At 59.8% G+C, this 24,826-nt stretch carries 23 protein-coding genes; 8 read left to right on the top strand and 15 right to left on the bottom strand.

Features of this window, described 5'->3' with window-relative positions; translation table 11 throughout:
* Window positions 1-15: 15 nt before the first annotated feature.
* From rodA to ACR0C5_RS08000, 5 genes are read right to left on the bottom strand one after another with little or no spacing between them, the layout of a single operon-like run.
* Window positions 16-1,155 (bottom strand): rod shape-determining protein RodA, encoded by a 1,140-nt coding sequence (gene rodA / locus ACR0C5_RS08020; protein WP_480875829.1) that lies wholly within the window; start codon window positions 1,153-1,155, stop codon window positions 16-18.
* Complete coding sequence (gene mrdA / locus ACR0C5_RS08015; protein WP_170772450.1) at window positions 1,152-3,101, bottom strand: penicillin-binding protein 2; 1,950 nt, start codon at window positions 3,099-3,101, stop codon at window positions 1,152-1,154. Before mrdA ends, rodA begins: the two co-directional genes overlap by 4 nt.
* Window positions 3,098-3,634, bottom strand: a complete 537-nt coding sequence (locus ACR0C5_RS08010) for a rod shape-determining protein MreD (RefSeq protein ID WP_170784820.1) — start codon at window positions 3,632-3,634, stop codon at window positions 3,098-3,100. The genes mrdA and ACR0C5_RS08010 overlap by 4 nt, the downstream gene beginning before the upstream one ends.
* Window positions 3,627-4,529, bottom strand: a complete 903-nt coding sequence (gene mreC, locus ACR0C5_RS08005) for a rod shape-determining protein MreC (RefSeq protein WP_170784818.1) — start codon at window positions 4,527-4,529, stop codon at window positions 3,627-3,629. Before mreC ends, ACR0C5_RS08010 begins: the two co-directional genes overlap by 8 nt.
* 56 nt (window positions 4,530-4,585) lie before the next feature.
* The gene (locus tag ACR0C5_RS08000; RefSeq protein WP_039523195.1) at window positions 4,586-5,632 is read right to left on the bottom strand and encodes a rod shape-determining protein; all 1,047 of its coding nucleotides are present in this window, start codon (window positions 5,630-5,632) and stop codon (window positions 4,586-4,588) included.
* Window positions 5,633-5,787: 155 nt separating this feature from the next.
* Here ACR0C5_RS08000 and rlmJ point away from each other — a divergent pair, with 155 nt between their 5' ends.
* On the top strand, window positions 5,788-6,573 hold the full coding sequence (gene rlmJ / locus ACR0C5_RS07995; protein WP_170772444.1) for a 23S rRNA (adenine(2030)-N(6))-methyltransferase RlmJ: 786 nt from the start codon (window positions 5,788-5,790) through the stop codon (window positions 6,571-6,573).
* A 153-nt stretch (window positions 6,574-6,726) separates the two neighbouring features.
* On the opposite strand, the gene ACR0C5_RS07990 is transcribed toward rlmJ, so the two are convergent.
* Window positions 6,727-8,295 (bottom strand): 2-isopropylmalate synthase, encoded by a 1,569-nt coding sequence (locus ACR0C5_RS07990; RefSeq protein WP_170772442.1) that lies wholly within the window; start codon window positions 8,293-8,295, stop codon window positions 6,727-6,729.
* A 286-nt stretch (window positions 8,296-8,581) separates the two neighbouring features.
* Between ACR0C5_RS07990 and ACR0C5_RS07985 the strand changes: the two genes are divergently transcribed.
* The gene (locus tag ACR0C5_RS07985) at window positions 8,582-9,247 is read left to right on the top strand and encodes an SDR family NAD(P)-dependent oxidoreductase (protein WP_480875825.1); all 666 of its coding nucleotides are present in this window, start codon (window positions 8,582-8,584) and stop codon (window positions 9,245-9,247) included.
* Window positions 9,248-9,249: 2 nt separating this feature from the next.
* On the opposite strand, the gene ACR0C5_RS07980 is transcribed toward ACR0C5_RS07985, so the two are convergent.
* Window positions 9,250-10,707: an MORN repeat-containing protein gene (locus ACR0C5_RS07980; protein WP_480875823.1), complete on the bottom strand. Its 1,458-nt coding sequence runs from the start codon at window positions 10,705-10,707 to the stop codon at window positions 9,250-9,252.
* A 146-nt stretch (window positions 10,708-10,853) separates the two neighbouring features.
* Between ACR0C5_RS07980 and ACR0C5_RS07975 the strand changes: the two genes are divergently transcribed.
* The 3 genes from ACR0C5_RS07975 (at window position 10,854) to ACR0C5_RS07965 (ending at window position 14,487) form a co-directional block, all read left to right on the top strand.
* A complete protein-coding gene (locus tag ACR0C5_RS07975) occupies window positions 10,854-12,512 on the top strand; it encodes an NAD+ synthase (RefSeq protein WP_480875821.1) in 1,659 nt (552 codons plus the stop codon).
* A 282-nt stretch (window positions 12,513-12,794) separates the two neighbouring features.
* Window positions 12,795-13,028 carry a hypothetical protein gene (locus ACR0C5_RS07970; protein ID WP_480505775.1) on the top strand — a complete coding sequence of 78 codons (234 nt, stop codon included), beginning with the start codon at window positions 12,795-12,797 and terminating at the stop codon, window positions 13,026-13,028.
* Between the two features lie 130 nt (window positions 13,029-13,158).
* Window positions 13,159-14,487 carry an NAD(P)/FAD-dependent oxidoreductase gene (locus ACR0C5_RS07965; protein ID WP_480875818.1) on the top strand — a complete coding sequence of 443 codons (1,329 nt, stop codon included), beginning with the start codon at window positions 13,159-13,161 and terminating at the stop codon, window positions 14,485-14,487.
* Between the two features lie 3 nt (window positions 14,488-14,490).
* On the opposite strand, the gene ACR0C5_RS07960 is transcribed toward ACR0C5_RS07965, so the two are convergent.
* Window positions 14,491-15,423, bottom strand: a complete 933-nt coding sequence (locus ACR0C5_RS07960; protein ID WP_170784802.1) for an MBL fold metallo-hydrolase — start codon at window positions 15,421-15,423, stop codon at window positions 14,491-14,493.
* 218 nt (window positions 15,424-15,641) lie between these two features.
* Here ACR0C5_RS07960 and gltX point away from each other — a divergent pair, with 218 nt between their 5' ends.
* Window positions 15,642-16,967 carry a glutamate--tRNA ligase gene (gltX, locus tag ACR0C5_RS07955; protein WP_170789767.1) on the top strand — a complete coding sequence of 442 codons (1,326 nt, stop codon included), beginning with the start codon at window positions 15,642-15,644 and terminating at the stop codon, window positions 16,965-16,967.
* Between the two features lie 143 nt (window positions 16,968-17,110).
* On the opposite strand, the gene ACR0C5_RS07950 is transcribed toward gltX, so the two are convergent.
* On the bottom strand, window positions 17,111-17,680 hold the full coding sequence (locus ACR0C5_RS07950; RefSeq protein WP_480875813.1) for a gamma-glutamylcyclotransferase family protein: 570 nt from the start codon (window positions 17,678-17,680) through the stop codon (window positions 17,111-17,113).
* A 94-nt stretch (window positions 17,681-17,774) separates the two neighbouring features.
* Between ACR0C5_RS07950 and ACR0C5_RS07945 the strand changes: the two genes are divergently transcribed.
* Window positions 17,775-18,221 (top strand): RrF2 family transcriptional regulator, encoded by a 447-nt coding sequence (locus ACR0C5_RS07945; protein WP_170772425.1) that lies wholly within the window; start codon window positions 17,775-17,777, stop codon window positions 18,219-18,221.
* Window positions 18,222-18,223: 2 nt separating this feature from the next.
* Here ACR0C5_RS07945 and ACR0C5_RS07940 read toward each other — a convergent pair whose 3' ends face one another.
* Window positions 18,224-20,752 (bottom strand): ABC transporter permease, encoded by a 2,529-nt coding sequence (locus tag ACR0C5_RS07940; RefSeq protein WP_480875810.1) that lies wholly within the window; start codon window positions 20,750-20,752, stop codon window positions 18,224-18,226.
* Entirely contained in the window at window positions 20,749-21,444 is a 696-nt protein-coding gene (locus tag ACR0C5_RS07935) for an ABC transporter ATP-binding protein (RefSeq protein WP_480875807.1), read from the bottom strand. Before ACR0C5_RS07935 ends, ACR0C5_RS07940 begins: the two co-directional genes overlap by 4 nt.
* 50 nt (window positions 21,445-21,494) lie before the next feature.
* Between ACR0C5_RS07935 and ACR0C5_RS07930 the strand changes: the two genes are divergently transcribed.
* Entirely contained in the window at window positions 21,495-22,130 is a 636-nt protein-coding gene (locus ACR0C5_RS07930) for an arylesterase (RefSeq protein ID WP_480876217.1), read from the top strand.
* On the opposite strand, the gene ACR0C5_RS07925 is transcribed toward ACR0C5_RS07930, so the two are convergent.
* From ACR0C5_RS07925 to ACR0C5_RS07910, 4 genes are all read right to left on the bottom strand, one after another.
* Window positions 22,131-22,691 (bottom strand): L,D-transpeptidase, encoded by a 561-nt coding sequence (locus ACR0C5_RS07925; RefSeq protein ID WP_480875804.1) that lies wholly within the window; start codon window positions 22,689-22,691, stop codon window positions 22,131-22,133.
* Between the two features lie 160 nt (window positions 22,692-22,851).
* Window positions 22,852-23,058, bottom strand: a complete 207-nt coding sequence (locus tag ACR0C5_RS07920; protein WP_170378838.1) for a cold-shock protein — start codon at window positions 23,056-23,058, stop codon at window positions 22,852-22,854.
* A 635-nt stretch (window positions 23,059-23,693) separates the two neighbouring features.
* On the bottom strand, window positions 23,694-24,011 hold the full coding sequence (locus tag ACR0C5_RS07915; RefSeq protein ID WP_480875800.1) for a hypothetical protein: 318 nt from the start codon (window positions 24,009-24,011) through the stop codon (window positions 23,694-23,696).
* Window positions 24,012-24,226: 215 nt separating this feature from the next.
* Window positions 24,227-24,823 carry a hypothetical protein gene (locus ACR0C5_RS07910; protein WP_170789774.1) on the bottom strand — a complete coding sequence of 199 codons (597 nt, stop codon included), beginning with the start codon at window positions 24,821-24,823 and terminating at the stop codon, window positions 24,227-24,229.
* Window positions 24,824-24,826: the final 3 nt, after the last annotated feature.

Here is a 24,826-nt window from a genome sequence, read left to right as displayed (position 1 = left end):
CGGAGGCCTTTCAAATCAGCGAGGACGATGGATATGCGCGCTTTGCACAATACCGAAGGCCGCCATCAGGACAAGCATGGCCGAGCCGCCATAGCTGACCATTGGCAGGGGCACACCCACGACCGGGGCCAGTCCCATCACCATCGACATGTTCACCGCGAAGAACAGGAAGAAGTTCAGCGCGATGCCCAGCGTCACCAGCGACGAAAACCGGTCCTTGGTCGACAACGCCGTCACCAGACAGAACACGATGATCAGGCCATAAAGGATCAACAGGGTAATGCCACCGACAAAGCCGAACTCCTCGGCCAATGTGGTGAAGATGAAATCGGTATGTTTTTCCGGCAGGAAGTTCAGCCGCGATTGCGTGCCCTGCATGAAGCCGCGCCCGTTCCAACCACCTGATCCCAGCGCGATTTTGGACTGAGTAATGTGATAGCCCGCGCCCAGCGGGTCGGTGGAGGGGTCTAGAAAGGTATCAATCCGGCGGAATTGGTAGTCCTTAAGCAACTGCCACTCGGTTCCGCGGCTGTTGAAAACGGTTGCGATCAGCCCGACCACGGCGGCGATGACAGCGGCGAAATAGGCCCAGTGGACCCCAGCCAGAAACATCATCCCACCCCCTGCGGCCAGCAACAGGATCGAGGTGCCCAAGTCGGGTTGTTTGAGCACGAAAAACACCGGGATCAGGATCAGGATCACCGGAAGGATCACCCATAGCGGGCGCGAGGTTTTGTGCGAGGGCAGCCAGTCGTAATAGGCGGCCAGCACCATCACAAGGGCGACCTTCATCACCTCGGACGGTTGCAGGCGCATGAAGCCAAGGTCGATCCAGCGCTGTGCGCCCATGCCAATCGTCCCAAACAGCTCGACCACGATCAGCAGGCCTATCGAGCCCAGATAGGCCGCAACCGACATGTTGCGCCAGAACCAGATGGGGACAAGCGCGATGATGAACATCACCGTCAGGCCCAGCCCGAACCGCTCCATCTGCGGTTCGGCCCAAGGGGTCCATGACCCGCCTGCAACCGAAAACAGCATCAGGAACCCGGCGCTGGCCACGCTGATCAACAGCAGGGTCAGGGGCCAGTTCATATACAAGAACTTGCGGAACCCCGAGGGCGTGGATTTGACCGTATACTCAAGATAGCTCATGCGCGGTCCTTTTCGGACGGGCGCGCTTTGGGGCGGCGATCGCCTTCAAGCTTCTTTTGCAGCTCCTTGATCCGGTCGCGGTCGGCCACCGGATAGGCGTCCAATGGCGGCGTCCCATTATAGAGCGCCTGTAACATGATATCCCGCGCCACAGGGGCTGCAGCTTTCGACCCGCCGCCGCCATGTTCCACCACCACGGCAATCGCGTATTTCGGCTTGTCATAGGGCGCGAAGCTGACAAACAGAGCATGGTCTCGACGCTCCCACGGCAGGTCTTCGTTGCGGATGACGCCGGCGGCACGTTCGGCCTTAGTGATGTTGCGCACCTGGCTGGTGCCGGTTTTGCCCGCCATTCGGAAATCATCGGCTATGATGCGGCTACGATAAGCTGTACCGCGCCGGTCATTCGATACCGTCCACATCGCCTGCCGAACTTGTTCCAGATTACGCGGGTTGACGTCCAGCGGCTCACCTGCGCCCGAGGGTTGCTCGACCCCGTTCATCGACCGAACAAGACGCGGCGAGACAGATCGCCCGGTCGCAATCCGTGCGGTCATCACGGCCAGTTGCAGCGGCGAGGCCAGCATGAACCCTTGACCGATCGAGGCATTGGCCGTGTCACCCACCAGCCATTCCTGCCCATGCACACGCCGCTTCCAGTCTTGATTGGGCGCCAGCCCGGCGGCCACGGCGGACATCGGTATGTCATGCTTGATGCCCAGCCCAAAAGTCCGTGCCATGTCCGAGATTTTGTCGATCCCCGTGCGCAGGGCCACGTCATAGTAATAGACATCGCAACTGCGTTTGAGCGAGGTTTCCAGATCGACTGTGCCATGCCCGCCGCGTTTCCAGCAATGGAACCGGCGGCTGCCAACCTTCAGGTGGCCAGGGCAATAGACGGTGTTCGATGGTCCGATCACTCCGGCCTCCAACGCGGCCATGGCGGTGATCATCTTGAAGGTCGATCCCGGCGGGTAGGTGCCCTGCACGGTCTTGTTGGCCAGCGGGCGGTAATTGTCCTGCGTCAGGGTCCGGTAATCCGCGACCGAGATGCCGCGCACGAACAGGTTGGGATCAAAACTGGGGGCTGAACTTATCGCCCGGATATCGCCGGTTTCGCAGTCGATCACGACCGCAGCGGCGCTTTCGCCCGCCAGACGTGCCTGCGCGTATTGCTGCAGATCGGCATCGACAGACAGTTGCAGATCGGCCCCGGCGGTACCTTCCTGCCGGTCAAGCTCGCGCATGACGCGGCCAGTGGCGTTGACCTCGACTCGTTTGGCCCCGGCCTTACCCCGCAGGCTAATTTCCTGTTTGGCCTCTAGCCCGACCTTGCCGATCTGGAACCGAGGTATGCGCAGCACGGGTTCGGGGTCTTCGATCTGGCTGAGGTCATAGTCGCTGACCGGGCCGACATAGCCAACGACATGGGCGAAGTCCTCGTATCTGGGATATTGTCGTGTCATGCCGACCTCGGGCGTGACACCGGGCAGGGCGGGGGCGTTGACGGCGACTTTCGAGATATCTTCCCACGTGACCTGATCGGCCAGCGTGACCGGCAGGAACGGGGCCGAGCGGCGCATCTCGGTCTTGGCGCGCTCGATCTCATCATCGGTCAGCGGGATCAGGTCAGACAGTCTGGCGATAACGGCGTCTACGTCGCCCGCATCCTCGCGCACCATCACGATCCGGTAAGAGGGTGAGTTCTGCCCGATGATCTGCCCGTTGCGGTCGTAAATCCGACCGCGTGTCGGTGGGATCAGGCGGATGTTGATGCGGTTTTCTTCGGCCAGCAGGCGGTATTCATCCGCTTGATCCACCTGCATATACCGCATCCGTGCGGCCAGACCGCCAATAAACACGGCCTGCAATCCGCCAAGAACAAATGCGCGACGGGGCAGTCTTTTATAGGCCAAACCCTGCGATTTCTGTTTGCGTGGCTTCATGGGCGGGCTCCTACTGCGCCGGACTCCGAGGTCGAAACCCGCCGCACACCGAATCCGCTCTGGCTGAGCAGAACAATCAGCGGATAAACCGCAATCGTCAGAACCACTTGTATCACGACCGGACCCAATGCTGCCTGTTGCACGGACAGAATAGCAAGAATGACGCGGTTGAGGGCAAAAACAGCCGTGATGACGACGGCGGCGCTGGTCCATTCGCCCATGAACCCGGCGTCACGTAAGCCGGGGGCTGCGTTGCGCAGATAGGACGCGCCCATCACAACCAGCGCGGCCAGCAGACCCGGAGGACGTTGCAGCAGCAGATCGGCCAGCAACATCACCACCGCGATCAGAGGGATGGGCACAAACTCGGGACGCCGCAACACCCAGGCGAATGTCAGCGCAATGATCAGATCAGGAAAGGGCCAGCGATCTGGCCGCGCGTTCAGTGGCAGCAGATGAAAAAACAGGATCAGAAGGGCCAGAAACAGATACAAGCCGCGTTTGGCCCAAAGCTGCGAAGTCTGACTATCCATCGCCGACCTCCGATGGGGTCAGGGCGGCTTCGGGGCGTCTGGGGCCGACGACATCGCCGGAATCTTCGATACGTGGAGCCGAATGGAAGCGCAGCACGCGTAAAAATTCCAGTCGTTCGAAATCGGCGGACAGGCGCACACGTAGGCGCCCACCGGGGTCGGCGGCGATCTGTCCGATCAGCAGGCCGCCAGGAAACACCCCGCCATCGCCCGAGGTCACGACCCGATCACCCGGTCGTACAAGCTCGCGGTTTTCCAGGAATTCCACAGCGGGCGAAGGCGTATTGTCGCCGGTGATCAGCGCGGTTTGACCCGAAGGCTGGATCGTCGCCGGAATGGCGCTTGACGCATCAGTCAGCAGAATGACCCGCGCTGTATCGGGGCCGACTCCGGAAATGCGCCCGACGACGCCGATCCCGTCCATCGTGGCCCAGCCATCCATGATGCCGTCCCGTTCGCCCACATTCAGCAACACCGATTGCCTGAAGGGCGAGCCGCTATCGGCCATCACAACCCCAGTAATATAGGTCAAGCGCGGGTCAAGCCGCACATTGTTAAGGTCCAGCAGGCGCGCGTTTTCCTGTTCAAGCTGTAGCGCGGCCTCTTTCCAGGCCCGCATCAGGCGCAATTCGCTGCGCAGCTCCTGGTTCTGTGCGCTCAGCCGCTGATAGCTTTGGAAATCGCGGACAAGGTTTACAACTGCGGTGACTGGCACCATCGCCCATTCCATCGACGGCACCACGCGGTCCACCACCTGCGCGCGAAACCGCTCGACCCGAGGGCTGTCAATGCGCCAGACCAGAAAGATTCCCAGCAGGCAAAGCACCACGATCCCCAACAGCAGGCGGCGCAGAGGGGCCGTGTATTCATCGCGCTGTGATCGGTCGTTTGCCACAGGTTACCTTCCCGTGCTGCTCTTGCCCGAGTTTTCACCCCGAAAGGGTGCGCGCCTTAGCTTTCGTAGTCAATCGCGTGGCGCAGTTGTTTTTCATATTCCAGCGCTTTGCCGGTGCCCAAAGCCACACAATTCAGGCTTTCATCGGCAATCGACACAGCCAGACCAGTCTGTTCGCGCAGGGCAAGGTCCAGATCGCCCAGCAGCGCGCCGCCGCCGGTCAGCATCACGCCCCGGTCCACGATGTCGGCGGCCAGATCGGGCGGTGTGGTTTCCAATGCTGTCATTACCGCCTCGCAAATCTGTTGGACGGGTTCCGACAGAGCCTCGGCGACCTGAGCCTGGCTGATCTCAATCTCTTTGGGTACGCCGTTAAGCAGGTCACGGCCCCGGATATGCATCGACTGGCCACGACCGTCGTCAGGCATCCGGGCAGTGCCGATGGTGGTCTTAATGCGTTCAGCGGTGGATTCGCCCACGAGAAGGTTCTGCTGACGGCGCAGATACGAGATGATCGCCTCATCCATTCGGTCTCCGCCCACGCGGACCGAGCGCGCATAGACGATGTCGCCCAGCGACAGAACCGCAACCTCGGTGGTGCCGCCGCCGATATCAACGACCATGTTGCCGGTCGGGTCGGTGATCGGCATGCCTGCACCAATGGCGGCTGCAATCGGTTCGGCAATCAGGCCCGCGCGGCGCGCACCTGCCGACAGAACCGACTGACGGATCGCACGCTTTTCTACGGGGGTCGCACCGTGTGGGACGCAGACGATGATCTTGGGCTTCGAGAAGGTAGACCGTTTATGCACCTTGCGGATGAAGTGCTTGATCATTTCCTCGGCAGTGTCGAAATCAGCAATCACGCCTTCACGCATCGGACGGATCGCCTCGATCGAACCGGGGGTTCGGCCCAGCATCAGCTTGGCGTCCTCGCCGACGGCCAGCACCTTTTTGACACCGTCCTTGACGTGATAGGCGACAACCGAAGGCTCCGACAGGATCACACCGCGCCCTTTGACATAAACCAGCGTGTTCGCCGTCCCAAGGTCGATGGCCATGTCCGCTGTGAACAAGCCGCCCAGATTGCCAAAGATTCCCATGCTTTTAATGATCCCGTTCGTCAAAATTACCACTGCCCGCGACTCGACGGTTCCGGGACGGATGTCTTATAGGGTGCCATCTCGCCCGGTAAAAGGGCTGATTCCGCGTCAATCAGCACCTTTCCGCCTTATTGATAGGGACTTTAGAAGGCAACATGCTCTCATATCAACATATTTACCATGCTGGAAATCTGGCTGACGTGCAAAAGCACGCTTTGCTGGCGTGGATGCTGGATTATCTGGCGCGCAAGGACAAACCCCTGACCTATGTCGAGACTCATTCGGGGCGGGGTTTGTACAAGCTGGACGCTGCTGAAGCGGTCCGCACCGGCGAGGCCGCTGCAGGAATTGAGCGCGCGCGGCGTGACGGGTGGTTTGGTGCTGATCATCCTTTGTCGAAGGCGTTGACCAGCGTTCAGGCAACGCACGGGGCGCAGGCATATGCGGGATCGCCCCTGATTGCGGGCAATTTGCTGCGTGATCACGACAGTTTGCATCTGGCTGAACTGCATCCGCAGGAATATGAGGCGCTCTCACTGGCCGTTTCGCGGTTCGGAGCGAAGGTCTACAAGCAGGACGGCTATGCGCTGGCGCATTCATTGCTGCCGCCTACCCCTCGGCGGGGTTTGCTGCTGATCGATCCAAGCTATGAGGTGAAATCGGAATATGACCGCCTGCCGGGGTTCATTTCCAAGGTGCACCGAAAGTGGAATGTTGGGGTCATCGCGTTGTGGTATCCGATCTTGACCGATGGGCGACACAAGCCGATGATTGCGGCGCTGCGGGCGCAAACCCTGCCCAAAGCAGCATGCCACGAGGTGCGCTTTCCGGCCGCGCGCGAGGGGCATCGTATGATCGGGTCGGGAATGTTCATTGTGAACGCACCGTTTGGCATTCAGGACGAGTTTATGCGCCTATCCACCTTGTTTGAGCGGTTGTAGAAAGCCCTCCCGCCCCGATTGCCAGCATCAAAGATGCCGTCAATCGAGTTGGGCCCGGCAGCGCGCCGCAGGCGCGCTGCCGGGCCCAAAACCCAAGAAGGGTCGGCGAAGCCGGGCTGCCGCGGGTGCGGGAGCCTCTGCGCTCTCAGACGATCAGGTCAGGTCCTTGTAGCTGATCTCACGTGCATCCGCGCCCGGACCGGCCTTTTCGCGTCGCATGATCAGGCGGTTCAGCGCGTGGATATAGGCTTTAGCCGAGGCAACGACGGTATCGGTGTTGGCCGATTGACCGGTTGCAATCATGCCATCCTCTTCCAGCCGCACCGAGACTGTGGCCTGGGCGTCTGTGCCTTCGGTCACCGCGTGCACTTGGTACAATTGCAGATGCGCCTTGTTGGGATAGATCGCACGGATTGCCTTGAAGGTCGCATCAACCGGCCCATCGCCGTGTTCTGTGGCGATGATGTCCTTGCCGTCCATCTCAAGTTCGACCGTCGATTCCGCCTGACCGCCTGTGCCGCAAGTCACTTTCATCGACACCAGTTGCAGATAGTCGTCATGCTCATCCATGGTCATCAGCGCGATGAGATCGTCGTCAAAGACTTCTTTCTTGCGGTCGGCCAGATCCTTGAACCGAACAAAGATGTCCTTCAGCTGATTGTCGCCAACATCAAAGCCTAAGGTTTCCAGCTTGTCACGCAAGGCCGCGCGGCCTGAGTGTTTGCCCAGGGGCAAAGACGTGCCGGACAAACCGATATCTTCAGGGCGCATGATCTCGAAGTTTTCGCGGTTCTTCAGCATCCCGTCCTGATGGATGCCGCTTTCATGCGCAAAGGCGTTCTTGCCGACAATCGCCTTGTTGAACTGCACGTTGAAGCCCGACACCGTCGCCACACGGCGCGAGATATGCATGATCTTGGTGGTGTCGATACCCGTGTGCCACGGCATGATGTCATTGCGGGTGCGCAGTGCCATGACGACCTCTTCCAGCGCGGTGTTGCCCGCGCGTTCCCCCAGACCGTTGATGGTACATTCGATCTGTCGCGCTCCGCCCGCGACGGCGGCCAGCGAGTTTGCAGTCGCCATGCCGAGGTCGTTGTGGCAGTGGGTGGCGAAGATCACCTCATCCGCGCCCGGTACGGTCTCGATCAGGCGCTTGATCAGGTCGGCGCTTTCCACCGGCGCGGTATAACCCACCGTGTCGGGGATGTTGATCGTGGTCGCGCCCGCCTTGATCGCAATCTCGATCACGCGGCACAGGTAATCCCACTCGGTCCGCGTGGCGTCCATCGGTGACCACTGCACGTTGTCGCACAGATTGCGCGCGTGGCTGACCGTTTCGTGGATTTTATCGGCCATCTCGTCCATCGTCAGGTTCGGAATGGCGCGGTGCAGCGGAGAGGTGCCGATGAAGGTGTGAATGCGGTTTTGCCGTGCGTGTTTCACGGCGTCCCAGCAGCGGTCAATGTCTGCGAAATTGGCGCGGGCCAGACCGCAGATGCGGCTGTTTTTCGACCGCTCGGCAATCTCGCTGACGGCCTTGAAATCACCTTCGGAGGCGATGGGGAAGCCTGCTTCGATGATGTCGACGCCCATTTCGTCCAGCAGCTCGGCAATTTCGAGCTTTTCGTTATGGGTCATGGTTGCGCCGGGGCTTTGTTCGCCGTCGCGCAAAGTGGTGTCAAAGATCAAGACGCGGTCTTGGTCGGTCACGTTGGTCATGGGAATCTCTTTCTTCTTCTGTCCTAAAGCCTATGGCGCGCGGGCGTCCTCCTCTGAGCGGGCGCGCCGGATGGCACGCTCAGAGGCGGATTAGGATCAGTAGGCCACGCAGCCACGTACCGCGAAGGGCGGTGTCGGCAACAAGGATATCTGCGTGGTTGATCATGGGATTGAGGTTATACAGAGCGGAACGCGAATGAAAAGACGGAATTTACAGGTCTTACACGCGCAGGGACGTTTTTTGCGATGCGTTGAAGTAAGCGCTTGGGCTGCTAGGTGATCGGCTATGAAAAAAGCACTCATCATTGGCGCGTCGGGCGGGATCGGATCGGCGCTTTGTAGGCGGTTGGAGAAACAATCGGTCGCGGTAACAGGTTTGTCCCGGTCTTCGGTTGGGTTTGACCTGACCAAGCCAGACACCGTCAGTACCGCTCTGGCAGCGCTTGAAGGACCCTTTGACCTGATCTTCGTCGCCTCGGGTGCGCTTGAAATCAACGGGGCCGAGCCGGAAAAGACGATCCGCGCTTTGTCAGCCAAGGCGATGATGGATCAGTTTGCTTTGAACGCGGTGGGGCCAGCTTTGGTCTTGGCACAAGCTGCGCGGTTGATGCCGCGGGACCGGCGGGCCGTCGTGGCGGTGCTGTCGGCGCGGGTCGGGTCGATTGGCGACAACTGTCTGGGCGGGTGGATCAGTTACCGCGCGGCCAAGGCTGCTGTGAATCAGATCGTTCACACCTCGGCGATCGAATTGGCGCGGACACACAAGCAGGCGGTATGCGTTTCGCTGCATCCCGGCACGGTGCGCACCGAGTTCACCCGTAAATACGCAGGACGCCAAGCGACCGTTGAACCAGACGAAGCCGCGCAGAATTTGCTGTCAGTGATCGAGGCGCTGACCCCGGACGATACAGGTGGCTTTTTCGATTGGGCCGGGCAGCCGGTGCCTTGGTGAACCTAGCCGTCCGAAGGCGCGTCGGATGTGGTGTTTTCGGCCGGTGCAGCCTGGGGCTCGGCGGCGGTTTTGCCCGGTAGAACACCGTTTTCCCACACGCCTGATTCTTCTTGGCCGTTGGCATAGCGCATGGTGCCGTCGCCGTGGCGTTTGTTGTCCAGAAAGCCACCCTCATAGACGTCTCCCGTGGCATAGGTGGCGATCCCAGTGCCGCTGATTTTGCCACCCGCCCAATCGCCGGTATAGGTAAACCCACGCGGAGTGGTGATCGTGCCGAGCCCTTCGCGGACGCCATCGACGAATTCACCTTCGTACACGGTTCCATCCGGGAAGCTGGCGCGCCCTTTGCCGTGGCGGGCGCCCTCGATCCAATCCCCCTCGTACGTATAGCCGTTGGCGAAGGTCAGCACGCCGGTGCCATGGCTGAGGCCGTTTTTGAACTGACCCGAATACACGACGCCGTTGGGGTAGGTCGCCTTGCCGGAGCCTTCGAAGATTCCGGCGATCCAGTCGCCCTCGTAGATGATGCCGTCCGGGTAGGTGTGCAGCCCCTTGCCATGGGGTAGATCAGCGCTGAAGTCACCCACATAGGTGGAGCCGTCGGGATAGGTCATCTCGCCAAAGCCTTCGATCTGCCCGTCCTGCCATTCGCCGGTATATTCAAAACCGTCCGTGCCTAAGAAACGGCCTTTGCCGTGGCGGCGGTCGTCGGTGTAGTCGCCCTCATAGGTCGCGCCATTGGCGTAGGTGGCCTTGCCCTTGCCCTGACGCCGCCCGTCGACAAGATCGCCTTCGTAGACGTCGCCATTGGCCTGTACCATGCGGCCCTTGCCGGTCATGCGATCCTGCACCCAGTCTCCGGTATAAGTCATGCCGTCGGGCACTGTCAGCGTACCCTGTCCATGGCGCACACCATTGTCGATGTCGCCCTCATAAACGCTGCCTTGGGTCGAGGTGATCTTGGCCTTGCCCTGTTTCGCGCCCTCAACCCAGTCGCCCTCATAGATATATCCGCTGGGGTCGGTCAGAGTTCCTTTGCCGTGGTACTGCGCCTGTTTGAACCCGCCTTCATAGCGCGCGCCATTGGCATAGGTGGCAATACCTTGCCCGTTGATCGTGCCATCAGACCATTCGCCCTCATAGCTGCCGCCATCGGGATAGATGATCCGGCCGCGCCCTTCCGGCTGACCCTTTGCAAACGCACCGTCATAGATTGACCCGTTCGCATAGCGGGCTATGCCCTGGCCTTGAATTTCGCCTTCGGACCACTCGCCCTCATATTCGAAGCCGTCGGGCAGGCGATAAGTACCGGTGCCGTGCCGCAGCCCGTTCAGGAAAGTACCTTCGTAGACGCCGCCAACCTCATCATCCGCAATGATGACCTGCCCGTCCTGCGCACTGGCGGGCAAGACCAACAGGGCCATCGCGGTAGCGGCGATTGAGGTGCGGATGACGTTCATAGGGTTTTCCTGCCTGCGGGTGGTTGTTCTACAGCGCAAAACTAAGATACCGCCGGGGGCAGGGCAACGGGTTTTGCCGCATTTGCCTTTTCCTCGCGGTGCGATCTGGTAAATGGCATAGGAACTGACGAGGGCAAGAGGGCACCATGGCCGACCGTTTCCGCATCACTCTGGCGCAACTCAACCCTGTTGTAGGGGATATTGAGGGCAACGCGGCCAAGGCCGTCGTGGCATGGGAACAGGCGCGCGACGCAGGCGCGGACATGATCGCCTTCCCCGAGATGTTCATCACTGGCTACAACACACAGGATCTGGTGATGAAGCCCAGCTTTCACCGCGCCGCCATGGCTGCGGTCGAGGCACTGGCCGCCCAATGCGCCGACGGCCCTGCGCTGGCGATCGGCGGGCCGTGGGTCGAGGATGACAACCTGTATAACGCCTACCTGATCCTCAAGGGTGGCAAGGTCGGCAGCAAGGTGCTGAAGCATCACTTGCCGAATGAAACGGTCTTTGACGAGGTTCGCCTGTATGATTCCGGTCCGTTGGGCGGGCCGTATTCGGTGGGCAATACGCGGATAGGCAGCCCGATCTGCGAGGATAGCTGGCACCCGGATGTCGCGGAAACTCTGGAAGAGACCGGGGCCGAGTTTCTGTTGATTCCCAATGGCTCGCCCTATTTCCGCAACAAATACGACGTGCGCCTCAATCATATGGTGGCGCGCGTGGTCGAGACCGGCCTGCCGCTGATTTACCTCAACATGGTTGGCGGTCAGGACGATCAGGTCTTTGACGGCGGCACGTTTGGCCTGAACCCCGGCGGCGCGCTGGCCTTTCGGATGCCTGTGTTTGACGAGGCCGTTACCCATATCGATCTTGAGCGGGGCGATGAGGGGTGGCGGATCGTTCCGGCCGAGGTCGCGTCTCAGCCAGATGAATGGGAGCAGGACTATCGCGCGATGGTGCAGTCCTTGCGCGACTATATGGGGAAGACCGGGTTCAAAAAGGCGCTGCTTGGTCTGTCAGGTGGGGTTGATTCCGCTTTGGTCGCGGCAATTGCGGTGGATGCGATTGGGTCCGAGAATGTCCGCTGTGTGATGTTGCCGTCAGAATATACCAGTCAGGGTTCATTGGACGATGCAGAGGCCGTCGCCAAGGCACTGGGCGTGCACTATGACTACGTGCCCATCTCGGACATTCGCGCCGCCGTGACGGACACTTTGGCCCCGTTGTTTGCCGGGCGTGACGCAGACTTGACCGAGGAAAACGTCCAGTCGCGTTTGCGTGGGCTGCTGTTGATGGCGATTTCGAACAAGTTTAGCGAGATGTTGCTGACCACCGGGAACAAATCCGAGGTCGCGGTGGGATATGCCACGATCTATGGCGACATGAATGGCGGGTACAACCCCATCAAGGACCTTTACAAAACCCGTGTCTTTCAGACCTGCCGCTGGCGCAATGAAAACCACCACGACTGGATGATGGGGCCGGAGGGCGAGGTCATTCGGTCCTCGGTCATCGACAAGCCCCCCAGCGCGGAATTGCGGGCGGATCAGAAAGACAGCGACAGCCTGCCGGACTATCCCGAGCTGGATGCAATCCTTGAAATTCTGGTCGACGGCGAAGGCTCGGTCGCGGATTGCGTTGAGGCCGGGTTTGATGCCGCTACTGCGCGCCGGGTTGAGCATCTGATCTATATCAGCGAATACAAGCGGTTCCAGTCAGCCCCCGGAACGCGGCTGACCAGCCGGGCTTTCTGGCTGGATCGCAGGTATCCAATCGTAAATCGCTGGCGCGACCCGTCCTGAGTCGCCTGCCGCTGCGGCGCCTGCAGATCGTATCGTATCTGTAATCAATGCCGCGGCTAGGGTGGCATTGTCTGCAATTCGTCGTGCGATGGGTTGCAAGTTGATCTTTTCTCAAGGGCTTGCTTGAGCGCGCGCCATTTTTCCGACACATTTTTGCTTGATTATCGCCCTAGCTGGGGCAGGTGTGACACATCCGAGATTGGGTGTCTGTGTTAACGATTTGGTATCGCTATGTATGAGGAATATGACAAACCTCTTCATGCTCCGCCGCCGTGGAAGACAATGGCAGACAAGGGGCAGGATCTGAACGAAGCCGAGGTGGATGCCGCCATCGCCGGTATTTTGAGCGCGGCTGAGCCGCCTCTGCCTAAAGTTACGCCTACCGAGTTGCGCGAAGAACTGGTCGATGTTGACCTGCCCTTGCTCAAAGCTGCGGAGGATGAAGCCGAGACTCCGGTTGTCGGCTTTACCCAGGTTCTGCGTCAGAAATGGGCCGAATTATGCGGTGTGGCTTAGTCTGAATATCCCCGAAAATGGCGTGATTGACACAGGTCGTTTAAATCTGTGATCTGCGCCGAATGTCGTATTGCCTTGGGCCCAATCCCGCGCCTTCATTGCGTTTCATAGAATGCAGTATGAGCGGTTGATGCCCGGCCCCAAACCAACCCCCGTTGAACCTGATCTGAAACTTCCCAAAGTGGTAGACGTCGTCGTGATCGGGGGCGGAATCATCGGCGCGGCAACTGCGTTGGAGCTGTCCGAACGGGGCGTCTCGGTTCTGTTGTGCGAAAAAGGCCAGATTGCAGGCGAACAGAGCTCGCGCAACTGGGGATGGGTGCGATTGGGGCTGCGTGACCCGCGCGAAATTCCGTTGATGTGCGTGGCGCAAAAGATTTGGGACGGGCTGGACGAGAGGACCGGGCGTAAAACCGGGTTTACGCGATCAGGTATCCTGTTTGGCGCCTCCGGCGCGCGGGATGCGCAAAATCTTGAACGTTGGGCGCGACATGTCGATGGGTTGCAGATTGGCGCTCGGATGGTATCGGGGGCAGAACTGGACGACTTACTGCCCAGTCATCGGACCGATCTGGAGTGTGCCCTGCACATGCCCCGCGACGGCCGGGCCGAGCCGCAATGGGCGGCCCCCGCCATCGCCGAGGCCGCGCGCGACAACGGCGCAGTGTTGATGACCAATTGCGCTGTTCGCAGTGTTGATGTGCAGGGCGGGCGCATTGCGGGTGTTTTCACTGAACGCGGTCGTGTCGCCTGTGATCGCGTGGTGTTGGCCGGTGGCGCATGGTCGCGTTTGTTTGCTGGGAATGCGGGCATTGACTTGCCGCAGCTCAAGGTGCTGAACACGGTGCTGCGCACCTCTCCGGTCGAAGGGCCCGAGGCGGCGTTGTGGTCGGATGACTTCGCCGTGCGCAAGCGTGCTGACGGTGGCTATACGATCGCGTCCGGCCATGAAAACACGGTTGATATCGTGCCCGACAGCTTTCGGTTGGCATGGTGGTTCCTGCCCGCATTCCGGCAGGAGTGGCGGTCGCTGCGATTTCGGTGGTCGAAAAGGTGGGCCATTGAAGCCAAGCAGGACCGGAAATGGTTGCCTACGGATGTCACTCCGTTCGAACAGTGTCGCGTTCTGGACCCTGAGCCGTCTGGCAAGGTGCTGCGGCGGGCGTGGGCGAACGCGCGAAAGGGCATACCCGCGTTGCGGAACGCCGAGTTGGTGCAAAGCTGGGCAGGGATGATTGATGTTACGCCGGATGCAATCCCGGTAATCTCGGGCGTCGAAGAAATTCCGGACATATTCATCGCAACCGGTTTTTCCGGCCACGGATTCGGCATCGGTCCCGGAGCGGGACGGTTGATGGCCGATCTGGTCACAGGGCGATCGCCCTGTGTCGATCCGGCCGCCTTCCGCCTGTCCCGTTTTACGGATGGCTCAAAAGTGCGGCCGGACCCAGGATACTAGAGCTTAGCCTGCCATCTGATAGCTGACGGGGACAAAGCGGAACCCGTCGCCGCGGGTCTCGACATAGCCAGCGGCGGGGAAGGGCATGTGGTAGCCGATCATCGGAACCTTGTCGGCGGCGAGCATACCCAGAACATTGCGACGCGCTGCTGTCGCGGCCGCTTTATCCATATCAAAGCGGACCTCCCACTCGGGGTGTGCGAAGGACCAGACATAGTGGTTGGCAAGGTCGGCGGTCAGTACCAGACGCTGGCCGTTGCTTTCCAGGTGATAGACCGTGTGGCCAGGTGTGTGCCCATAGGCGGCGACGGCGGTGATGCCCGAGGTGACTTCTCCACCATCGGTGAGGAAGGTCATCTTTTCGGCCTGTGGGGTCACTTTGGCGGCAACCAGATCACCGACGCGGTTGCCTGCATCCTGTGCCGCCCAGAAGTCATATTCCGGTGCGGCGGTCACGAAGCGCGCATTGGCAAAGGTTGGTGCATCGTCGGTGGTCATGCCGCCGATATGGTCGGGGTGCATGTGGGTGATCACAACAACGTCGATCTGATCGGGGGTGACGCCTGCATCTGCCAGCGCCGCCTGAATACCGCCCTGACCCAGCCCGGTGTCGAACAGAACCAGTTCGGACCCGGTATTGACCAGCGTCGGGGTAAAGAAGAACTGCGCCTTGTCTGCAGGGATGAAGTTGTCGGCGGATACTTTGGCAAATTCTTCATCCGATGCGCCACCGCCGAAGATCTCCTTGGCACCATCGCGGGGCAGGCTGCCATCCAACAGGGTCGTGACCGTGAAATCACCGAGGTGGTACGATTTGGCGATGGTCGAGTTGGCTTTGGTCTCGGTTCCTGCGGCCAAAAGCGGGGTCGCGGCTGCAGCAAAAGGTAGTGTGGCCGCGGCGCCCAAGGCCGCTCTTCGCGTCAAATTGATGGTCATATCTAAGTCTCCCTGTCAGAACGCCAGCTTCAAAGCTAGGCCGGTGCGCGTCTCTTGGTAGGTTATAGACCCAAGATATGGGGTGCGTTGTTGAACAATACGTGTGAATTTTTGTTTAGGTTGTGTGTTGGCCATGTTTGAGTTCCTTGGTGGGCCTTTGCCCACGGCTGGACAAAACGCCCATCCTGTGACAAGAGCCGCGCCAACAGGAGACACCTATGACAACCACCCGTTTCGCCCCGTCGCCCACCGGTTACATCCATGTGGGCAACCTGCGTACTGCCTTGATGAACTATTTGATCGCCCGCAAGGCTGGCGGTACGTTCATCCTGCGCATCGACGACACTGATCCTGAGCGGTCGAAAGAAGAATATGTCGATGCGATCAAACAGGATCTGGAGTGGCTTGGGCTGCAATGGGACCGCGTCGAGCGTCAGTCCGACCGTCTGGATCGCTATGCCGAAGCGGCCGACAAGCTGCGCGAGATGGGTCGTTTCTATGAGGCGTTCGAGACGCCGACCGAACTGGACCTGAAGCGCAAGAAGCAGCTGAACATGGGCAAGCCCCCGGTCTATGACCGCGCTGCGCTGAACCTGTCGGAGGCCGAGAAAGAGGCGCTGCGGGCGGAACGCGGAAACGGTGTGTGGCGTTTCAAGCTGGATCACGAGCGGATCGAGTGGAATGACGGCATTCTGGGCGACATCTCGATTGATGCTTCTTCCGTGTCTGATCCGGTATTGATCCGGGGCGATGGGCAGGTTCTCTATACGATCGCATCCGTGGTGGATGATACCGAGATGGGTGTCACGGACGTGGTGCGTGGCTCGGACCATGTGACCAACACGGCGACCCAGATCCAGATTATTGAAGCGCTGGGCGGCGCTTGCCCGCGCTTTGCGCACCACTCGCTTCTGACCGGCCCGCAAGGTGAGGCGCTGTCGAAACGTTTGGGCACGCTGGCGCTGCGCGATCTGCGCGAGCAGGGGGTTCAGCCGATGGCTCTGCTAAGCCTGATGGCGCGTCTGGGCTCGTCCGATCCGGTGGAATTACGTTCGGACATGGCTGAATTGATAGACGGATTCGACATCGGGCGTTTCGGCGCAGCACCGACCAAATTCGACGTGCAGGACCTATTCCCGCTGACCGCGAAACATCTGCAGTCTCTGCCTCTGGCGGATGTTGCAGATGCGGTTACGGATGCGGGTGTCCCAGCAGATATGGCCGAGCCCTTCTGGGCCATGGCGCGTGAGAACATCACCACTCTGGCTGATCTGCAGGGTTGGTGGGAATTGTGCCGCGATGGGGCAGAGCCGCTGATCGACGAAGACGATCGTGACTTCATCACCGAAGCCGTGGCATTGCTGCCCGAAGGGCCGTTTGATGGCGAGACCTGGGGTGTTTGGACCAAGGCTGTCAAAGAGGCCACAGGCCGGAAGGGCAAGGGATTGTTCATGCCGCTGCGCAAGGCGCTGACAGGGATGGAGCGTGGGCCCGAGATGGCCGCGCTTTTGCCATTGCTTCAGGTGATCCGCGCGCGAGGGTGAAGGAACGCGCCTCTTGACGCAGACCGGGGTTCCACCCGTTTGGAGCTGAAACTGCCTATCGGACAGTTTCCCGGACGCCACTCACCCTGCGGCGGAGGAATTTTTGAACAGAAGAAGGGCCGGGGTTTGACCTCGGCCTTTTGCTATGAGGTATGGACGATGTTCGCAGCCAACTGTTGCAGGCGGGAGTCCACGAATTCAGTCTCGTGCGGTTTCAACTGCTGGTGTCGCGGATAGCGGGGCTCGGCGCGGTCATTCAGGATCGGAGCCTCCCAGCCGTCAGTGGTGGCAAAGAAGCGATCTGCCCCGGCCTCGCCATAGGCGCGCAGATAGCCCTGCACGACAACGTCGATATAGCTGAGTACCAAGGGGTGGTGGTTCGTGGGCTCGGTGTGGCGGCCATGTGGGACGGCATAGACGGCGATGTCGACGTCGTGGGTCAGCGTATGTGACACAGCCTGAGTTGCCGGGATGCGATCATAGGCCCATTCGCGTTCATCCAGCGCCGCCCAGTCGTTTTTCGGGACATGGGCGATCATCCCCTCAATCTCGCAATCGGGGTCGGGGATGGCTGTCAGAAAGGCCACCGGGCGCAGGTTTGTATGTCTCCAAGAGCGGCGCCAGCCTTTTAGTTTCGCAGGGCGGGGATCGGGGAAATCGTGGGTAGCAAGGTTCACCAAGCTACCGTAGCCAAAGAAATAGGGGTCTGCCATCTGTGCCGCGTCCTTTTCCGCCGATTGATGTATGTCAAACCGCTTTTTAGCCGGACATGCAATAAGGTCGCATCTTGAAATTTGGGAGGCGATCATGCGCATTACCAAACGGACGAATATCGCGGTGCGCTTGCTGATGTATTGCGCTGCACATCAGGACCGGCTTGTGACCAAATCCGAGATTGCCGAAGTGTGCAATATCTCGGAGAACCATCTGGCGCAGGTGATCAATCAACTGAGTCAGCTGGACTATCTCAGCACACAGCGAGGCCGAAATGGCGGCATGACCCTGGCGCGCCCTGCCGAGCAGATTCGCATCGGGTCGGTGTTTCGTCATGTCGAGGGCAACCTGCCGCTGGCCGAGTGCTTTGCGGATGCGGACAATACCTGCCCCTTGACCGATGCCTGCCGGTTGCGCCTTGCGCTGCAGGATGCGGCCGAGGTTTTCTATGCGTCGCTGGATGACATCACGTTGGATGCTTTGGTTTGTGACAACGACCAGTTGCTGCAAATCTTGCAGCCGGTTGCTTGCGTTCGGTAAGTTCAGTCGCTGGCCCGCAGGATGCGGGCCGGTCGAACCGCCAGCGGGCGCAGTGCAAAGAACAGGCCTGCACCGAGAGTCACGAGGAGGCCGGCGACAATAATTCCCAGCGCCGAACCCCAGATGATGCTGAAATCGGTGTCGAAGATATAGGTCGCCACTGCCCATCCGCCCAATATGCCGGTGAGCAGGGCCACCGCGCCCGCAGCGGCGCCGAGTAGGGCAGCGCGCAGGGCAAAACTCAGCAGGATGCGACCGCGGTCTGCGCCCAGTGTTTTCAGAATCGCTGCTTCACGCCTGCGGGCGGGCTCTCCTGCGGCGGCTGCGCCGATTAGGACAAGGAAGCCGGTCAGCAGCGATACACCTGCGCCATAAGATGTGGCTGCAGCCAACCCTGCCAACAGCCCCGAGATTCGGTCGATGGCGTCGCGGACGCGAATAGCAGTAATGTTGGGAAATTGCTCAGCCAGATCGCGTTGGATTGCGGCTTCGGCGGGCTCTTCGGCATAGACAGTGGCAATAAAGCTGTGCGGGGCTCCGGCAAGGGCCGATGGGTTCATGGACATGATGAACCCAATCCCCGCCGTCGAGAAATCAACCTCGCGCAGTGAGGTCAGTTCAGCGGTGATGTCGCGCCCCAGAATATTGACCGTCAGGGTGTCGCCCAGTTTCAGGCCCATCTCTTGCGCTTCTTCAGCGGCAAAGCTGACTTGCGGGGTACCGGAATAGTCATCTGCCCACCATTCTCCGGCGGTGACGCGGGTGTTTTGCGGGGGTGCTGCGGAATAGGTTACGCCACGGTCGCCGTCCAGAACCCAGTGGTCCCCGGCGACGTCACGAGCCGGTTGGCCGTTGATCTGCGTGAGGATGCCACGCAGCATCGGCGCGCTTTCGACGCGGGTGACGGCAGGGTCGGTTTCAAGACGTTCGGAAAAGCCGGACATTTGGTCCTTCTGAATGTCGACGAAGAAATACGAGGGCGCGACGTCTGGCAGATTGCCGGATATTGCATTGCGCAGGGTGCCGTCGATTTGCCCAACGGCGGCCAGAACGGACAGGCCCAGACCCAGCGACAACACAACCGAAGACGCACCCTCGCGCGGGTCGGAAATGGCGGAAAAGGCCCACCTCAGCGCCGGGTATCCACGCGCTGGACGGGCACCGTATCGGGCCAGTTTACGAATTACCATCGCCGCGACCGAGAGAAGGATCAGCGCGCCAACCAGCCCTCCGCCTGTCCAGAGCGTCAGGCGGGCAGACCCGCTGAACCACGCCGCCGACGCGATCAGCAGCGCCAGCCCCACCCCGGTGGCAACGATGTAGCGCGGGCGAGGCAGGGCGCGGGCCGACGACAGCGCGTCCCGAAACAAGGTGGCGGCGCGTACCTCTTCGGTACGGGCCAAAGGCCAGAGGGTAAACAGAAAGGCGGTCAGAACACCATAGAGCGCAGCCTCGGCCAGCGGTTCTGGATACAGCGAAAAGACGGCTGGGATGGGAAGCTGGGCCTCGATCAGAGGAGCGAGCGCCAGCGGGACCAGCCCACCCAGGGCGATGCCAAGCAGGACACCTATGCCCGAGAGAATGCCGATCTGGATCAGATAGGTCTGAAAGATCGTTGCGCGGTCTGCGCCCAGTGTGCGCAGGGTTGCGATTGTCTCGGTCTTTTGGGCGAGGAATGCAGATACAGCAGCCGATACGCCGATGCCGCCCACGGCCAGACCCGAAAGCCCGACCAGGACCAGAAAGGCACTGAGACGCGAGACGAATTCGGCGATCCCCGGCGCGCCGTTTCGTGCGTCCGTCCAGCGCATTCCAGTGCCGTCGAACGTTGTGTTTGCCTGCAATGCCAGTTCTGCAAGGTCTGCCGATTGCGGTAGATCCAGCCGGTATTTGGTCGAATACAGGGTGCCCGGTGCCAGCAGGCCAGACGCCTGCAAATCCCGCGTGCGTACCAAAGTACGCGGACCCAGACCGAATCCATCCGCAGCCCCATCCGGTTCATGGATCAGCGCGGCGGTCAGCAGAAACTCCTGCGTGCCCAGAGAAAACCGATCTCCGACAGATAGACCCAACCGGTCGATCAGTGAAGGGTCCATGACGGCCCCCGGCAGATCGTCAGCCCCGTCAAGTGCGGAGGGTAGGGGTATATCGGGGTCCAGCACCGGCGTTCCCACAAGAGGATAGGCCACGTCCACGGCCTTGACCTGCGTCAACGCACGCTCAGGGGTATCGCCTTGCCGCGCGACGGCCATTGATCGGAAATCGACAACTTCTGAGACGGCAGAGGCCACTTGGCCCATCCAGTCACGCTCGGCTTCGGTGGCAAAGCGATAGGTAAATTCCAACTGGGCGTTGCCGCCCAGCAATGCGGCGCCCTCTTGCGCTAGTCCGGTCTGGATGGCCTGACGCACGGACCCGACAGCGGCGATGGCAGCAACACCAAGGGCGAGGCAGGCCAGAAACACGCGGAAGCCACGCAGCCCTCCGCGCAATTCGCGCCGCGCCAGACGCCCGGCGAGGCGCAGGCTCATTCCGCGGCCTCTTTCTGGATATCTTCTGCAATGCGCCCATCGCGCAAGCGGACAACCCGGTCGCATCTGCGCGCAAGGCTGTGACTGTGCGTGACCAGAACCAAAGTTGCGCCGTGACGGTCGCGCAGGTCGAACAGCAGATCAACAATCGCGGCCCCGTTGGTTTCATCCAAATTCCCTGTTGGCTCGTCCGCCAGCAGGATCTGCGGGCGCGGAGCCGATGCACGCGCAAGTGCCACGCGCTGCTGCTCACCCCCCGAAAGCTGCGCAGGATAGTGATCGCGCCGATGCGACAGGCCGACCGCATCCAGTTCACGTTCAGCCCGGTCAAACGCGTCCCGGTGCCCAGCCAATTCCAGCGGCGTGGCGACATTCTCAAGCGCTGTCATCGTGGGGATCAGGTGGAAATTCTGGAACACGACGCCCATCGCATCGCGTCGAAACCGGGCGAGGTTGTCTTCGTCCAAATCAGTCAGGTCCCGCCCCAGAGCTTCGATCTTGCCGCCAGTCGCACGCTCTAACCCGCCCATCAGCATCAACAATGAGGATTTGCCGGACCCAGACGGGCCAACAAGGCCCAGAGTCTCGCCCTTTTGAACCGATAGAGTTATGCCGTGCAGGATTTCCACCCGTCCGGCATTGCCATTCAGCGACAAAGCCGCATCTTGGAGAGAAAGAACAGGTGTCGTCATAGGTCAATCCACACGGAGGCGTTCTTTTGGGATATGGAGCGGTTCGGATATTGCGCAAGGCTTTGGTGTCAGGCCTGTTTATGGTTTGCGGCTTTGCAGCCACAGCCGAACAGGTCGTGATTGCTGCATTGGGGGATTCGCTGACACAGGGTTACGGGCTGCCCGCCCAGGACGGGTTTGTGCCTCAGCTGGAACGTTGGTTACAGGATCAGGGCGTGGATGTGCGCCTGATCAATGCCGGAGTTTCAGGGGATACCACCGCCGGCGGCGCGGCGCGGGTTCACTGGACGCTGACGCCGGATGTGGATGGCATGATCGTGGCTTTGGGCGGGAACGACTTGTTACGTGGGATCGATCCGGCTGTGTCGCGGGCCAATCTTGAGCAAATCATGCGAGCCGCGCGTGCGTCAGAGGTGGATGTGTTGTTGGTTGGGATGCAGGCACCGGGAAATTACGGGCCCGACTACAAAGCGGCCTTCGATGCGATCTATCCCGAACTGGCCGCTGGGTACCAATCCGGCTATGCGCCCAGTTTTTTCGCCGGCCTGACCCGAGACGGCGATCCCGATGCAGCCCGCACATATATGCAACCCGATGGCATCCACCCCAACGCCCAGGGCGTGGCTTTGATCGTCGCCGAAATCGGCCCCTATGTGGTGGAACTGGTCCAAGCAGCGTCGGACTAATCAGATCACAGTCACGACGGTTCCTATCGGCACCCGCGCGTACAGGTCGATGACATGGGCGTTCAACATTCGAATGCAGCCATTCGAGGCGGCGGTTCCGATGGTGCTAGGCTGCGTCGTGCCGTGAATGCGGAAATAAGTGTCTACGCCGTTTTGGAACAAATACAGCGCGCGGGCGCCCAATGGATTGTCGCCACCGCCCGGCTGGACATAGTCGTTATCCTTGAAGCGGGCATAGGTGATGGGCTCGCGCTCGATCATCTCGTCCGTTGGGCGCCAGGTGGGCCACTCTTTCTTGACGTCGATCGTGGCGGTGCCGGTGAATTCCAGCCCGGCCCGACCAACCCCGCAGCCATAGCGGATAGCCTTGCGCGGCTCGGTCACGAAATACAGGTAGAATGAGCGGGGAACGACCAGCAACTGCCCCGGCAGGAATTCTTTCTTGATCCGCACATATTGCGGCGTGGGGTCGTATTCGGCTGTCTTCGTCTTGGCAGACGCCGCTTGCGGAACAAGGCTTGTCGCGGCGGCGGCCGTCAGGAACGTGCGGCGTGTGAACATATCGGGTCTCTTCAATACAACAGGAAAATCATCACCATAGTGTCGGGATGATAGCTGATCCGGTCAAGCGGAGGCGAAGAGTAACTGAAATGTGATGTTGCGCTGAAAACGCAGCGCAGCTTGGCAAAAGGGCAGGGGATACCCCTGCCCTTGGACCGGCTTACGCCAGCTCGATATTGTCGGCGCTTTCGCGGCCGTCACGACCCGAGCGAAGCTCGTAGGTGACTTTCTGGTTATCTGCCAGACCGGTCAGGCCCGAGCGTTCGACAGCCGAGATATGAACGAAGATGTCTTTGCCGCCATCTTCGGGTGCGATGAAGCCGTAGCCTTTGGTGGTGTTGAACCATTTAACGGTGCCTGCGGGCATATCCGTATTCTCCTGTTTGGTGCTGCCCACGGATTTGCGGCAGCCTGGCGTCGTAGTCTGGATCGAATGACTGAGCGCCGAAAAAGGAGACAGTAGGTCGAAATAGAAAAACGTTAGCCCTTTGGATATGGCATTGGTGTGGGGATGTGGCAAGGGTGATCGTCCTTGTGTACCGCAATCGGTACAAACCGCGACGAGAATGGTTCGAGGGCAACTTCAGGATTGCGAAAAGGTCAAAAAGCACCGTCTGGGATCGGGCGCGTTCAGGCCCAAGCGGTTGAAGCATAAGACGTTTGCGTGGAAATCTTGACTTTCAAATCCCGAAACACACCGGAAAACGTCTGCATTGCAGGCGCTTTTGTCTTATTCTCGACCCGAGACGGCAGTCTTGTCGCTGAAATGGTCTAGGCTGGGATAACCTTGCATTTGCTCAGGCCGAAGCGGCGTGTGAGCTTTGCGGCCCTCAGCGCTTTGACTCGACGGTCGCTGAGGAAAAGGCTTCGGTGCAAGAGGGGATCAATCCACAAATCCGGCCCACCCAAGGCGACGTCCGACACAACGAAATCGAAATCAGCAGGCTTCAGACCCCGTTTAATCCAAGTGTCAGGTTTATTCCCCAACGGTTTGACTCTGTTCTATTGCTCCGGAACAAATGCCGTTTTCTGCTCCCCCGATGCCAGAGTAAAATACTCCCCCTCTACCGGCCTCACACGGTCGTGTTGGCAAAGTTTCAATGGGTAAAGCTGCGTCTTCCCAAGGTCCGCTTCCCGAAGAACATCTGCAACCGCGCGGGAAACAACAGGACCGTACGTCCCACTGAAAATATCCGGTTGCGCCTTTAGCTTTTGGTCCCGATAAATTCCAAAAACCATATCTGGAAACGCATCAGGAGGTTGGGCGATCCCTGCGTAGTTGTTTTTTGCAATTGCACCGGCAGTCGGTAAATCGCTCAAAGCCTGATCTGATCTGATGTGAACGGCTTCATCAATGTAGAGACGGACATCATCCGGCTAAACCAAACCCCTGAATCACGCGTCACTTGCTTACCCTTCCCAACAAATACCTTTAAACCTCAGCAGGTTCTTACTCGGAACTTTCAAAAGCAAGCGAATAGGGGCGTCATCGATCGCCCGAGCTAGCGGGTTTGCGCTGGCCTTCCGCTTTGCACCTAAACCGGAAGCTTGGCGACAATATCAGCGTATTTGGGTGATGCTATAAAACACCTTGGCAGTTCTTCGACAATTTCATCAATCGAATCGTAAACATGGCTTGCCGCCGACCTGAGTTCAGTCGGAATCTCTTTGGGCGCGCGCTGTTCACGTTTCGGAAGCTTCATTTTCAGGCCGGTAAATTCCGATATGTCGCTTTGATGATCCCATATCGCATCATAGTGAACACATAAAACGGGGACGTCCTCAAATACGGCCCATTCTTTTATCTGCTTGGCTTGTTGCAGAATATCCCGCTGAAACAGATCGCAGTATTCGCCAGTCGCATGAAGGTGATAAAAATGCTGCCGGATCCATTCTTCCCCATACCGTTCTTTTGCCGAATAGACAGAAAAGGCCGAATCTTTGGTGGAACCGAAGCAAAAGATCACTCTGGTATCGGCTGGCCACTTCAACAACGCCTGCGGGAAATCATGGGTTTTGTAGACGAACGGCGCTTTGAATTCGGCGTCCCTGAGACGAGCAACGAAGGCCGAGCGTTCTGCCGCTGAAGGGTTTCTTTTTCTAAGTGCCTTGCTAAGAGCAAGATAAGTCACGGT

This window comes from Ruegeria sp. N8 (genome assembly GCF_056531325.1).
This window is presented reverse-complemented; position numbering and strand designations above follow the sequence as displayed.